At 58.0% G+C, this 12,398-nt stretch carries 13 protein-coding genes; 8 read left to right on the top strand and 5 right to left on the bottom strand.

Going from position 1 to position 12,398, the window contains the following annotated elements; genetic code table 11:
- The first annotated feature begins 91 nt into the window (after nucleotides 1-91).
- Nucleotides 92-769 carry a response regulator transcription factor gene (locus BDD14_RS18690; protein WP_130420126.1) on the top strand — a complete coding sequence of 226 codons (678 nt, stop codon included), beginning with the start codon at nucleotides 92-94 and terminating at the stop codon, nucleotides 767-769.
- Nucleotides 763-2,166 (top strand): sensor histidine kinase, encoded by a 1,404-nt coding sequence (locus tag BDD14_RS18685; protein ID WP_130420125.1) that lies wholly within the window; start codon nucleotides 763-765, stop codon nucleotides 2,164-2,166. The genes BDD14_RS18690 and BDD14_RS18685 overlap by 7 nt, the downstream gene beginning before the upstream one ends.
- Before the next feature lie 208 nt (nucleotides 2,167-2,374).
- Here the strand turns inward: BDD14_RS18685 and BDD14_RS31930 are convergent, their stop codons facing one another.
- Both BDD14_RS31930 and BDD14_RS18680 read right to left on the bottom strand, forming a co-directional pair.
- Nucleotides 2,375-2,554, bottom strand: coding sequence for an outer membrane beta-barrel protein (locus BDD14_RS31930; protein WP_479724022.1), 180 nt, complete (start codon nucleotides 2,552-2,554; stop codon nucleotides 2,375-2,377).
- 60 nt (nucleotides 2,555-2,614) lie between these two features.
- Nucleotides 2,615-2,947, bottom strand: a complete 333-nt coding sequence (locus BDD14_RS18680; RefSeq protein ID WP_479724021.1) for an outer membrane beta-barrel protein — start codon at nucleotides 2,945-2,947, stop codon at nucleotides 2,615-2,617.
- A 648-nt stretch (nucleotides 2,948-3,595) separates the two neighbouring features.
- Between BDD14_RS18680 and ampH the strand changes: the two genes are divergently transcribed.
- Nucleotides 3,596-4,795, top strand: a complete 1,200-nt coding sequence (gene ampH / locus BDD14_RS18675; RefSeq protein WP_130420123.1) for a D-alanyl-D-alanine-carboxypeptidase/endopeptidase AmpH — start codon at nucleotides 3,596-3,598, stop codon at nucleotides 4,793-4,795.
- Between the two features lie 84 nt (nucleotides 4,796-4,879).
- On the top strand, nucleotides 4,880-5,866 hold the full coding sequence (locus BDD14_RS18670; protein WP_242618054.1) for a 2-hydroxyacid dehydrogenase: 987 nt from the start codon (nucleotides 4,880-4,882) through the stop codon (nucleotides 5,864-5,866).
- 247 nt (nucleotides 5,867-6,113) lie between these two features.
- Here the strand turns inward: BDD14_RS18670 and BDD14_RS32465 are convergent, their stop codons facing one another.
- Nucleotides 6,114-6,479 (bottom strand): hypothetical protein, encoded by a 366-nt coding sequence (locus BDD14_RS32465; RefSeq protein WP_207231769.1) that lies wholly within the window; start codon nucleotides 6,477-6,479, stop codon nucleotides 6,114-6,116.
- 353 nt (nucleotides 6,480-6,832) lie between these two features.
- On the opposite strand from BDD14_RS32465, the gene BDD14_RS18660 reads away from it, so the two are divergent.
- From BDD14_RS18660 to BDD14_RS18645, 4 genes are all read left to right on the top strand, one after another.
- Complete coding sequence (locus BDD14_RS18660; protein ID WP_130420122.1) at nucleotides 6,833-7,198, top strand: hypothetical protein; 366 nt, start codon at nucleotides 6,833-6,835, stop codon at nucleotides 7,196-7,198.
- The gene (locus tag BDD14_RS18655) at nucleotides 7,198-7,458 is read left to right on the top strand and encodes a hypothetical protein (RefSeq protein WP_130420121.1); all 261 of its coding nucleotides are present in this window, start codon (nucleotides 7,198-7,200) and stop codon (nucleotides 7,456-7,458) included. Before BDD14_RS18660 ends, BDD14_RS18655 begins: the two co-directional genes overlap by 1 nt.
- 226 nt (nucleotides 7,459-7,684) lie before the next feature.
- Nucleotides 7,685-8,629 (top strand): hypothetical protein, encoded by a 945-nt coding sequence (locus BDD14_RS18650; protein WP_130420120.1) that lies wholly within the window; start codon nucleotides 7,685-7,687, stop codon nucleotides 8,627-8,629.
- Nucleotides 8,630-8,732: 103 nt separating this feature from the next.
- Nucleotides 8,733-10,124 carry an NAD(P)/FAD-dependent oxidoreductase gene (locus BDD14_RS18645; RefSeq protein WP_130420119.1) on the top strand — a complete coding sequence of 464 codons (1,392 nt, stop codon included), beginning with the start codon at nucleotides 8,733-8,735 and terminating at the stop codon, nucleotides 10,122-10,124.
- Nucleotides 10,125-11,213: 1,089 nt separating this feature from the next.
- Here BDD14_RS18645 and BDD14_RS18640 read toward each other — a convergent pair.
- Complete coding sequence (locus BDD14_RS18640; RefSeq protein WP_130420118.1) at nucleotides 11,214-11,711, bottom strand: HesB/IscA family protein; 498 nt, start codon at nucleotides 11,709-11,711, stop codon at nucleotides 11,214-11,216.
- A 159-nt stretch (nucleotides 11,712-11,870) separates the two neighbouring features.
- Nucleotides 11,871-12,293, bottom strand: coding sequence for a Fe-S cluster assembly scaffold IscU (gene iscU / locus BDD14_RS18635; protein ID WP_130420117.1), 423 nt, complete (start codon nucleotides 12,291-12,293; stop codon nucleotides 11,871-11,873).
- Nucleotides 12,294-12,398 lie beyond the last annotated feature (105 nt).

Genomic DNA, 12,398 nt, shown 5'->3' with positions numbered 1-12,398 from the left:
TGTCAGTTCAACCTAAGCTCAACCTAAGGAACTGCCCGACTGAGCGGGTTTTCATGGGAAATTTACAATTCGCCGTTAGCCTCGCAGAAGGATGAAAATTCTCGTTGTAGAAGACAAAAAGAAGCTTGCAGCCCATCTCGGATCTGCTCTCGAAAACGAGGGACATGTTGTGACGCTGGCTTACGACGGTGAAGAAGGTCTTCGACTAGGGAAGACGAATAACTTCGATCTACTAATCCTGGATGTAATGGTTCCCAAGAAAGATGGATTCTCTGTTATCAAAAAGTTGCGCGAAGAGAGGCTTGCAACACAGACAATCATTGTCTCAGCCCGCGACACAATGCAGGACATCATCTATGGTCTCGATGCTGGAGCGGACGACTATCTCACGAAACCATTTGCATTGGATGTTTTGTTGGCCAAGGTGAGGGCCTCTGAACGTCGCCTCCCGCCTCCAACTGCCAAAGAGGTGAACTTTGCGGATTTAATTTTCCGCCCCCATCTCTACGAATTGCAACGCGGACTCCGGACCGTCTCTCTGACACGGACGGAGTGTGCGTTACTCGAAGTCCTGATGCGACGGGCCAAGGCCGTCGTTCCGCATGCAACGCTTATCGACGAGGGATGGGGCAGGGATGCAGACGTGAGTTTTGAGAGTTTGTATGTCCTCATTGGAGCATTACGCGCAAAGATTACTCGACCCGGCGAGACTGAGATGCTGCATACAATCCGGGGCGTTGGCTACTCATTACGAATCGAGCCATGTTGAAGAGACAGATTTCGATTTCGTTGCGTCTGACCATTTGGTTTGGGCTGATGTTCTTTTCTGGTTGGGTGCTGTTCGGCACGGCGATGTGGTTCAATTTGAAGCGAACATTGACGGCGGAACGCCGCCAAACACTGGCACGAAGAATCGATCGTCTGCAAGATCTCCTTCATAAAAATCAACAAGCTACAGACGATGATCGTTTTGACGACTTTCGCGACTTCGCCCGCGCCACAGGTAACGGTCTTTCTGAAGTCTTTCGGGCCGATGGCAGTAGAGCTTACCCCTCGCCTTCGTCCGCGGCCGAGAGATTTGCGTGGCCTTTGGTGAAGGTGGGTGACGAGGAGCAATTTGTTCATGTCGAATCGCAAGGACAGCCATACTGGACCCTGATCCGACCGTTTTCCATTGATCGGGAAAGATTGTTTCTGGCGGCAGCCGCTCCGGAGGCGGCAAACCGAGTGCTCTTACATCAATTTCTGCGAGGACTTCTCGAGTCAGTTCCGATTTTTATCGTTTTGTCATCGGTCGGAGGGTACTGGATCAGCAGGCGTGCTCTCTCTCCGGTCGATGAGATAACCGCCACAGCACGGTCGATCAGTATTCACAATCTTTCCGATCGTCTACCTGTAAGCAACACAGGTGACGAATTACAGCGTCTTGCCGAGACATGTAACGGAATGCTGGAGCGTCTGGAATCAGCCGTCGGGCAGATTAAGCAATTTACGGCTGATGCATCTCATGAGCTACGAGGCCCGTTGTCCTTCACTCGCGTCGTAGCTGAAGTCGCGCTAAAGCGTCCAACCACAGATCCGATAAGTTATAGAGCTTTTGACGACATTCTGGAGGAAGTGGCAAAAGCCTCGGTTCTAATCGAAGACATGCTTACTCTCGCTCGCGCAGATTTTGAATCACAAGAGAGGGCTTTCGAGGAGATCGATCTTGGAATGATCGTTCGTGACGCCTGTGAGATGGCGTCGCCTCACGCCGAAGCTAAAGGTATTTCATTTAACTTCTCAATCCGCACGGATCAAGTCATCACTGTGCTTGGTGATTCCCTCTGTCTACGCAGATTGGTTTGGATCCTTATTGATAACGCGTTCAAATATACGGATCGGGCAGGTGCAGTCGAAGTGTGCTTGGTTCAGCAGCCAGATTGTCTGGAGCTGACGGTCTCCGATACGGGGATCGGAATTGCCGAAAAGGATCTACCGTACATTTTTAATCGCTTTTTCCGCGCCGATGTCTCCAGAAGCGAAACTGAGGGCACGGGACTTGGGCTCGCGATTGCGAAGTGGATCTCGGACGTCCACCACGGAATCCTTTCTGTCGAGAGCCAGGTAGCACAGGGAACAATCTTTACGTTCACCATGCCGTTCTTGGACGAAACTAGGGAATAGCGTTAGACCGGACCGAGATCATAAGGACAGGCCGGCGCTCCACCTGCTGCGCACCGGCAGCGGGAGGCATGGCCAGTAATGCGGCAAGAGAAGCAGAGCAGAGAGAAGCAAGGCATTTGGAACGAAACATCATTCAACTCCTGAAGCGAAGAAATAGCCCCGGATGGAGATTGCTCTCCACCCGGGAAGTTGTGTTGGCCACTTGTTGTTAGAAGAGGAACTTGCCCGCGATCTGGATGACACGCGGCAGGTTGAACTGGTCAGAGACACCGGCAATGCGGCCGAAGTTACTGCTGGTGGAGTCCGTAACCGGACCGTTGTACCACTGCGGCGTATTGGTCGCGTTCAGGAAGTCGGCGCGCAACGTGAAAGTGAGTCCCTCACGGATCGGCGTCTCCTTTCATCAGGCTGGCATCCAGGTTGCGGATGGGCGGGTTACGCGCGTAGCTCAGGCTCGTGTCCAGGTCTGCAGCGTGTCGGCAGGACGAGTCCTCCAGACAGGCGACTCTCCGGACTTGCAGTTCTGCCGAGCGCCACTGGTGAGCTCGGTGCAGGTGTTGAACCAACGGTCAAGCGTCGGGTTATCGAGCTTCGCGCTGGCGCCGGTCGGAATCACTCCCGTTGGTGTGGTTAACGGCATGCCGGACTGAACACGGGCCAGCGCGCTGATGCTCCATCCGCCGATCAGCGTACGGACCACCGCGGGCGAATCACTGCCCCAGCGCTGACCGCGGCCAAAAGGCAGGTTGTAGACGCCGTTGATCTGAATGCTGTGCGTGATGTCCCACGCTGCGACAACCTACTGCGGGTTGGCGTCCTGCGCGTTGGCAAAGGTGCTTCTGCCCCAGCGTCTTCGAGCAGGTGTAGGACAGACTGGCGCTGGCGCCGCCGCGCATGCGCTTCTGCAGCAGGGCCTGCATGCGGTTGTAGGTGGACGCGCAAGGCTAAATACAATGATAAACACACTCTATTCAACACTGTTGCACTCTATTCGTGGCTATGGCGATCTTTGGACTGGGTAAAGGCATGGATGACGGGAATACGATGCCTCTTCTCGCGAAGGAATTCCAACACACCTCGGCGCCACCGCCTTCGGCTTCCTCAACTTTGCGGGGACTCTTTCAGGAGGGATCATCGCGGCAGCTGCCGGGGCGCTTAAGTCGATTCTCGGATTGGGGCACCTTCGGCGTTTGCGGCCTCTTTATTTTCTTCGCCAGTCTGCTCATGGCGAGAGTTCAAATGAAGCAACAGATGCACTCCGTTGAGTAGCTATGGGGAGTTTCGCCCGAATACGCTTACATGTAATTTCAGATCGAACCGATTATGGGCGAGTGCCACCGCGAGTGGCAATCTATCTACATTTCTCCGAAGCACTATATTTCTGTCTTGCGGAAATCCCTCGGTTTTGTACTCTGCGAATGAAGACAAAATGAGAATCACTAAACTTTGCACACTGTTTTCATTCCTGTTCGTGCTGCTCCTAATGTCGGCTTTCGCGCAGGCACAGAATGCGCCATCGCTCCCTGGCGTGCAATCTGCCGACGCACTTGCCGCAAATCTCTTCCTTCAATCCGGCGCCACCGGCATGGTTCTTGTCGTCGTTCGCGAAAATCAGGTTTTTTATGGAGGATACGGCGAGACTGCGCCAAATTCGCATCAGCTTCCCACGCAGGACTCCGTGCTGCGGCTCTGCTCGCTGACAAAGATCTTTACGACCGATGTCCTCATGAAACTGGCTCTTGATAAAACGGTGCGCCTCGCAGATCCTCTTCAGCGCTTCGCTCCGCCCCACACGGTTGTGCCTAAGCGCACCCGGCCCATCACGCTCGCCGATCTCGCTACACACACATCGGGCCTCCCACGTGAACTCGGCAATGCTCCTCGCTATTCTCCGCACTTCACTTTCCCCGACTACCGCATGCGCTGGCGCTGGCTGCCAACTCAGCGACTCCACAGCACTCCCGGCACCGCCGCCCTCTACTCGAATATTGCGTTCGACTTCCTGAGCGACGCGCTGCAGTCCGCCACCCACAAACAGTATGCAGCCCTTCTCGCTGAACGAACTCTCAACCCGCTCCATATGCGCAACACAACGTTCTTTCCCAGCCCCGCCCAGTGCAACCATCTGCTGATGGGCGTTAGCGACGAAGGACCTTGTGCCACCACCGAAGCCACGGCCGGAAGCTCCGGACTTTACTCCACCGCGACCGACATGGCGATCTGGCTTCAGTATCTGCTTCGAACTGGTGGTCCTGGTACCCCGGCACAAAGCCCGGTCGCCCAGGACGTCTACATCCTTCCCTCCAAGCTGGCCAATCAAAAGGGACTCGACCACGCCGGCGAGCCAACCGGCATCGGTCTCGGCTGGATTCACATCCTACCGGCGGACAATCCATCGCACATCGTCGAAAAGACGGGTGGCGGGGCCGGCTACGAAACCTATATCGCCATCAACCACTCGCGCCGCACGGCCATATTCCTCGCCGCCACCAACGGTTCCGTCGACACCCACTTGAACCTCTTCAATGCGGCGAACAAACTACTGCTCGCCGTGGCCGGTCTGCCTCCTCTGCCAACCCCGCCCCCCAAACTTGCGGTCAGACGCCAGCACCGGCATCACCATCGTTAGACTGGCCGCTTCGTCTTCTCTTGAAGATAGGTTAAGCAGATTTCCGAAAGCCGCTCCGGCAAAGTTTTCTTTTGCATCGGTTTCATGCAAACTCGATGCATGGTGCGTGTTGGTGTCGACGAAAACCTCTCCCCGGATCTGCTCGTAGACTTTCCCTCCGAAGCCGAAATCATTCGTATCCCTCGCAACGCCGCGCAGGAGTTTGCGATCGACTTCTGGATTCTTCCCTTCGCCCGCAAGGACGCAGCAGCGGCCTTCTCCCGCCTGACAGGCGTTAAGGTCGTGCAGTCCATGATGGCCGGCGTGGACTGGATCCTACCCTGGCTCCCGAAGGACATCACCCTCTGCGACGGCCGCGGAATCCACGACATCTCCACCTCGGAGTGGGTCGTCACCGCCATTCTCTCTTCCCTCAAACGCTTCCCCCTTTACCGCGACCTGCAGAACCGGCAGGAGTGGGGAGGCCAGGCCGCCGTTCGCGATGGCTACATGAACGAGACCGGACCCCAGCTCGGTCAATACCGCATCCTCAGTGAAGACCTCTCCGGCAAGTCCGTGCTGATCGTCGGCTACGGGTCCATCGGAGCTGCCATCGAATCCCGCCTCGCTCCCTTCGGAATCAACGCCATTCGCGTGGCGCGAAGCGCACGATCCACTCCGGAGGTCTTCCCCGTCTCGGAGCTGCATCGGCTCCTGCCCCACGCCGACATCGTCATCACCATCGTCCCCTTCACTCCGGAGACAGACAAATTATTCGGCGCGCGAGAGTTGCAGCTCATGAAGCCCGGTGCCCTCCTCGTAAACGCCGCTCGCGGTCCCGTCGTCGATACCGATGCCATGCTCGAAGCCCTCAACGCCGGGAAGATTCGCGCAGCTCTCGACGTCACCGACCCCGAGCCTCTTCCCCCGGGCCATCCGCTCTGGTCCGCTCCCGGCTGCCTCATTACCCCACACATCGCCGGCTCCACTCCGGAGTTCATCCATCGCGCCTTTCGCTTCGGAGCCGCACAGGTCCGCCGCTATCTCGCTGGCGAGCCACTCGAGAACATCGTCACCGACGCGGGCTACTGACCCCAGCTTCAGCCGCGCCTAAAAACGGGTGCCCCATCTTCGCCGCTGCCTCATCGCGGCTAAGGTGGGCCATTCGAGCGCAACCTCGAACCGCTCTGTCCCAAACGAACCACCCAAAGCCAGAGCAAACGCTTCGCTAAAGATCAGAGCAGAAGAGGACCATAGCAAAGCCGCACCGGAGATCTCACGGCGCGGCTTGTACTTGATCGCGTGACGGGACGATTACCCCACCCGGCGTCCCGAAAGACTACATACGGCGAACACGGGGTACGCGGGGAAGATCCTCATCGTACTCGTTCTCGTCATCTTCTTCTTCCTCCCCATCGTCGTCTTCGTCGTAATATCCCTCGTCCTCCTCTTCTTCCTCTTCCTCGTCGTCGTCCTCCTCGTCGTCTTCCTCGTCTTCTTCTTCTTCTTCTTCGTCGTCTACATCTTCCTCGTCGTCATCCTCATCCTCGTCTTCATCCTCCTCGTCCTCGTAGTCGTCATCGTCAACGCTGCGAGTTGCGGTGAGAACTTCGTCAAAGGGGAACGAATCAAATGCAGCAAACGTGCTCGATTCAATGGGGCGAAGTGGTTCGATCATTTCAGTCGTGGTGGGCTCGATGGCCATGAACATATCTCCTGTTCGCACTATTGTATTGGGGTAGGATGCACGGAATTGCAAAAGGTGAATGTGAAAATTAAGGATTTCTAATCATGTCCGGCGAAGAAAGTTAGAAAATTTCCCGCAATAGCCCCACTCCCCATCCCTACTCCAAAACTGTTACTTCAGGCCTGCTTTCAGCCTGCTTGTAGATAGATCGATTCTATTCATGATCCGTTAGCCACCGGCCTCCCGAGCCGCACGCCTTCTGCGCTCCGAAACTGATTCCATCCATCCGCAATGCCCCTGTGCCGAAACAGCTCACATGCCTCAATTCCGGTCATTTCTGACGAAGAAGTAAGGGTACTCGGAGGCTCGGAATGATTCACCGGACTTGCAGATTCAAATCCATCGGTCTGCTTGCCTTGTTCCTCGCTCTCCCCTGCCTCCTCTCGGCTCAGGCCCCTGCGCCCGTTCCACTTACCCTTCAGGATGCCCTTCACCAGATGTCCGACCTCGCCGGAATCATCTTCGTCGGCGAAGTCCTCGCCATCCGGCATCGTGCCAGAGAACAAGGCGCTTCCGGCGTCGTCGAAATAGACTTCCGCATCGATCAGGCGGTTCGAGGCTGCACTGCTGGCAGCACCTATACCCTGCGCGAGTGGGCGGGTCTGTGGGAGGGAGGCGACGAGCGCTATCGCCCCGGCCAGCGGCTTCGTCTCATGCCGCCTCGTCCTCGCCGCTGATGGTCTCGAGCGCCAGCGTCGATCCTGTGGCTCCTGTCGCTCCCGTAGCCGACCCCGCAACGCTCATGGTCGACCTGCGCTGGATCGAAACTCACCTCTCCCGTCCGATTCCCTATCTAACAACCTCTTCTCTCACCACAGGCACGAACCCTGTTTCAACTGCCGATCTCTCTGCAGCCGACGCTTCGTCCGTTCCCCAGCAGGCCCCCGTATCGTCGGTCGTCGGGATGCTCAGCTCCTGGCGGCAGGCTGCTCCATGACCATCGCCTCAGCGAGAACTCTCCTCATCGCCGCCCTCTGTCTTCTATCGGTCACAGGTCACACCAGCGGTCCCAGGTGGGTCACCGGCCTGCCTTACTACTATCCCGAGGGCCGCCCCATCGTCTGGTACACCGCAAGTCCCCGCTACTATACCGACGCCGAAGACCTCAGCCCTTATGTCGATCACGCCGCTGCCAACGCCCTCGTCCTCGCCGCCCCCAGCGTTTGGATCGTCCCTACCGCAAACTTCAACCTCCTCTACGGTGGAGACCTCGCCGAGCACGCCAGCCTCTCTCCAATGTCTATCCCACAACCATCGGCATCGTCTTCCCCACCGACGTCCAGAGCACCAGCTATCTCATCAACCAGATCGCGGTCCTCTACGACTCCGACAGTGCCATCACCGACCTCCTGCTCGGCAATGGAGCCAGTTCCCCCTCCAGCTGCCGTCAGAACGCCGTAACCGAAAGCTTCGATTCCATAGCTCGATCCGGAAAGATCCAGCACGCCCTCCTCGTCCTCAACGGGCGCTGCACAGGTCCCGCTCCCGAGCAGCAGCTTCAGCTCCAATATCAGCTCATGCGCGCCTTCGGACGGGTCATCGGCCTTGGATGGTCGCAGACCAACGACAACGTCTTCACCGGAACTCCCCAACCCACCATTCAGCAGGCCCTGCACTGGCCCGTCATGCACCCCATCGACGTCATCTGTGGACCCTACACCTATCAGTGCATGCCGCAACCCTTCACCCTGCGCGACGACGATGTCTCCGGACTCTGCCTGCTGTATCCCGTAGGCTCTATCGTTCCCTCCGTGCCCGGAAAAACCGACACCCTCGCGCGCGCCAATCGTGTCCTCGGTAACGTTACCTCCCCCAACGGTCAAGGCATGCAAGGCGTCAACGTCGTCATTCATCGCCTCGAGCCCTCCCCTGGGACTATCCCGAGGCCTGGGAGTCCATCTCCGCCGTCTCCGGTGCTCTCTTTCGTCGTTTGCCGATGGCGAAGCGACGACCTCCTCGGCTACCACGCTCATCTCAGACCTCGACGGCGCGATTACCCTGACCGCCCTCGAAGCCCCCCCCCCACCGCACCCGAGATCACCCGCATCGCCGCCGCCGCCACAGGCACCGAGGGCTTCCTCGCCTTCGATCTCCAGAAACACCCCTGAAACCCTCGCCTCCGCGTCCTTCCATCCCCTTCACGCATCACATCAATAGCGCAAACGAGAGCATTCGCAGGGCCCGAACACAAGTCAAAAGGAGCCAGAGGACATGCCTGCAGGCAACCCCATACGCAAGCGCATCGTGATCATCGGAGGAGGCTTCGCCGGAATCAACGCCGCGATGGGTCTCGCAAAGCTTCCCGTCGACATCACCCTCATCGATCGCAAGAATCATCACACCTTCCAGCCTCTTCTCTATCAGGTCGCCCTGGCCGTGCTCTCTCCCGCCGAGATCGCGCAGCCCATCCGCTCCATCGTCCGCAAATATCAGAACATCGAAGTCCTCATGGATCAGGCCGTCGGCTTCGATCTCGACCGGCGGCGCGTAGAGCTCGAGACCGGCGCGCTGCTCGAGTACGATTTCCTCATTCTCGCCACCGGCTCCACTCACTCCTACTTCGGCCGTGACGACTGGGCCAAACTCGCCCCTGGACTCAAGAGCATCGAGGACGCCACCGAGATTCGCCGCCGTGTCCTTCTCGCCTTCGAGTTCGCCGAGCGCCAGATGCAGGAGGCCGGAACCCACCCGCCACTCAAGTTCGTCATCATCGGCGGAGGTCCAACCGGCGTCGAGCTCGCCGGTGCCATCAGCGATATCGCACGTCTCTATATGGCGAGCGACTTCCGTCACATCAACCCCGCCGACGCCGAAGTTCTCATCCTCGAAGGTTCCCCCAACATCCTGGCTGCTTATCCCCCCGACCTGCGGCAAAAAGCCGCCCAGCAGCTTGCCGGCCTCGGAGTCACCATCCGCACCAACGCCCACGTCTCCGATATACAGCCCGGCTACGTCATGATCGGAGACGAGCGGATCGACTCCACCGTCACCCTCTGGGCCGCCGGGGTTCAGGCCTCCCCGCTCGGCAAGCTGCTCGGGGTTCCTCTCGATCGACGCGGATGCGTCATCGTCGATCAGTTCCTCAATCCTCCCGGCCATCCGGAGGTCTATGTCTGCGGCGACCTCGCCCACGTCGAAGAGAATGGAATCCAGATCCCCGGCGTCGCCCAGCCAGCCATGCAGATGGGAACCTACGCAGCGAAACGGATCAGCCGTCTCGTCGCGCGAGACTTCGGAAGCGAGGGAACCGGAGTCAACCAGCCCTTCCACTACTTCGATAAGGGCGATATGGCCACCATCGGACGCAAGGCCGCCGTCGCCAACATCAAGTGGCCCTTCCACGGCCGATGGAGCGGATTTCCCGCATGGATCGTGTGGCTTTTCATCCACGTCTTCTTCCTCATCGGCTTCCGTAGCCGTCTCGCCGTCTTCCGCCAGTGGGCCTGGACCTATCTCACCTTTCAGGACGGAGCCCGCCTCATCACCGGCTCCCAGGAGCTCCCCGGCTGGGACGCCAGATACGGCATGCAGGACGGCTCCCCAATCGTCCATCCGGCGCCGCCCATCGAACAGACAGCCGGCACCGCCGTCACCGGAACCTAACCTCATCCGTCCAAAAATCGGGTGCTCCAGCTTCATCGCGGCTTCATCGCGGCTAAGGTGGGCCATTCGGGCGCAAGCTCGAACCCCTCGGCCCTCCCGTAACGAACCCACCCAAATCACCCATCCATCAGCGTCGCGCCGCAAGCGCACCCGCCCGCTCAAGGGCACGACTTGAAGCCGTGGCAGGTGGCCCATACATTCCAACCCACCGACCATCGCGTGACATTCGCGCAAAGCGCGAAGCTGCCCGATACCCGAAAACATGTCATCCTGAGCGAAGTGGTTCGCGCATTTTGCGAACCACGCAGTCGAAGGACCTGCGGTTGCTTTTCCAGTCCTCAAACCTCACCAAACATCTTTATCGGCTGGCCCCACTCTTCGCTCAAATCCACCCATCGGGTGCCCCATTCATGCAGTCTCATCGCATGAGTGGGCCATTCGAGCGCAGCTCGAACCCGGCCCGCCCCGCAGACCCGCAGCCGGGTGCCGTGTGCCGTGTGCCCAACTTTGCTCAGGATGACAAATCTTAGTCAGGCAGGTGGCCCATACAATTCCAACCCACCGACCATCGCGTGACATTCGCGCAAAAGCGCGAAGCTGCCCGATACCCGAAAACATGTCATCCTGAGCGAAGTGGTTCGCGCATTTTGCGAACCACGCAGTCGAAGGACCTGCGGTTGCTTTTCCAGTCCTCAAACCTCACCAAACATCTTTATCGGCTGGCCCCTACTCTTCGCTCAAATCCACCCATCGGGTGCCCCATTCATGCAGTCTCATCACATGAGTGGGCCATTCGAGCACAGCTCGAACCCGGCCCGCCCCGCAGACCCGCACGCAAACCTGTCAAGCCCCAAACCAGCCTAACCCCAACAAACAAAATGACATCCAAGTGCCGATTAGTTCCCTTCCTCCAGCTACAATTAAAACCAGAAGAGAAAAAGCCCCAGACCAAAATCCGGGGCTTTCCAATAAAGCCTGTCAATCCAATATTTTAGTACTTAACCCCTTTGTTTCGAATATTTTGCAGGTCTAATTTCAACTAAACTAAACAAACAAAACGATTTACCATCCACTCGAGGAGGGGGTACCTCAGGCCGTAAAACTCGAGCCACATCCACAGCTCTTCGTCGAATTCGGATTGATGAAGTTGAACCCCTGGCGCATCAGCGTCTCTTCAAAGTCCAGAACCATTCCGGCCAGGTAGAGAAAGCTCTTCGGATCGACGAAGACCCGGACCGGAGCCGAACCCGTGGTATCGCCAGGCGTCTCGATCCCCGCGCCAAAGATAAAGACCCGGTCGCGTTCCCGCGGCTGAGAATCGAATCGGATCGAGTAGCTCAGGCCGGAGCAGCCGCCTCCCATTACGCCGAGGCGCAGCCCGCCCTGCTCGGGAGAGACTCCCTCCTTTGACATGGCCACGCGGATGCGCTTCAGAGCGTTCTTCGTGATCTCGACAGCGGCCTTCGCACGAGGTTGCTGTCCCTCGGCGTTCAGCAGAGTCATCCCCGCAAGCGGATCCCGGGACTGCTCGGCTTCAGCCACCGAAGCGCTCTGCGAAGTCGTTGGTTGGATAGAAACCATGGACATAGAAGAACCTCACCGTGACTTGCGTCCCACGGAAGACGTCTACAGATGCGGGAGGAAGCACCGCGGGAATCTCATAACTTTCTGATGATGCAAAAGCACCCCGCGACTCGCGAAATCCATCGCCAGGCGCGGGGGCGCGATGTAACGGAAACAAAAGCCTTAGTGGGCTACGGCGACAGCAACCGCTTCGGTCTCGTCGACGCTGTTCTTCTTCTTCCAGTCGCCGATCGCGGCACGGATGGCGTCTTCCGCCAGAACTGAGCAATGAATCTTGACAGGAGGAAGCGCAAGCTCCTTGACGATATCGGTGTTCGAGATGGCCATAGCTTCGGCTACAGTCTTACCCTTGACCCACTCGGTCGCCAGAGAACTCGAAGCAATCGCTGAGCCGCAACCGAAGGTCTTGAACTTCGCTTCCTCAATCACCTGCGTCTCAGGATTTACCTTGATCTGCAGGCGCATCACATCGCCGCACTCCGGTGCGCCAACAAGGCCCGTTCCGACCTCCTGTGCACTCTTGTCGAGCGTGCCGACGTTCCTCGGATTGTTGTAATGGTCTACGACCTTGTCGCTATATGCCATGGGAAAGTCCTCGCTTGTTTAGATGATAACTCTTATTGTTTGGGTGCGCCATGATGATCATGGTTTTATCTAACTCCGATAAATGCTGCACTCTCCCTGGAAAAG

The sequence above is a fragment of the Edaphobacter modestus genome (genome assembly GCF_004217555.1).
GTDB classification, from domain to species: Bacteria; Acidobacteriota; Terriglobia; order Terriglobales; family Acidobacteriaceae; genus Edaphobacter; species Edaphobacter modestus.
Note: the sequence above shows the minus strand (reverse complement) of the source record. Positions and strands in the feature narration are given on the sequence as shown.

Bases quoted from the DNA above. Each gene is read 5' to 3' on its own strand.
- BDD14_RS18690 (WP_130420126.1), top strand. From the start codon at position 92: ATGAAAATTCTCGTTGTAGAAGACAAAAAGAAGCTTGCAGCCCATCTC.
- BDD14_RS18685 (WP_130420125.1), top strand. From the start codon at position 763: ATGTTGAAGAGACAGATTTCGATTTCGTTGCGTCTGACCATTTGGTTT.
- ampH (WP_130420123.1), top strand. From the start codon at position 3,596: ATGAGAATCACTAAACTTTGCACACTGTTTTCATTCCTGTTCGTGCTG.
- BDD14_RS18670 (WP_242618054.1), top strand. From the start codon at position 4,880: ATGCAAACTCGATGCATGGTGCGTGTTGGTGTCGACGAAAACCTCTCC.
- BDD14_RS32465 (WP_207231769.1), bottom strand. From the start codon at position 6,479: ATGGCCATCGAGCCCACCACGACTGAAATGATCGAACCACTTCGCCCC.
- BDD14_RS18660 (WP_130420122.1), top strand. From the start codon at position 6,833: ATGATTCACCGGACTTGCAGATTCAAATCCATCGGTCTGCTTGCCTTG.
- BDD14_RS18655 (WP_130420121.1), top strand. From the start codon at position 7,198: ATGGTCTCGAGCGCCAGCGTCGATCCTGTGGCTCCTGTCGCTCCCGTA.
- BDD14_RS18645 (WP_130420119.1), top strand. From the start codon at position 8,733: ATGCCTGCAGGCAACCCCATACGCAAGCGCATCGTGATCATCGGAGGA.
- BDD14_RS18640 (WP_130420118.1), bottom strand. From the start codon at position 11,711: ATGTCCATGGTTTCTATCCAACCAACGACTTCGCAGAGCGCTTCGGTG.
- iscU (WP_130420117.1), bottom strand. From the start codon at position 12,293: ATGGCATATAGCGACAAGGTCGTAGACCATTACAACAATCCGAGGAAC.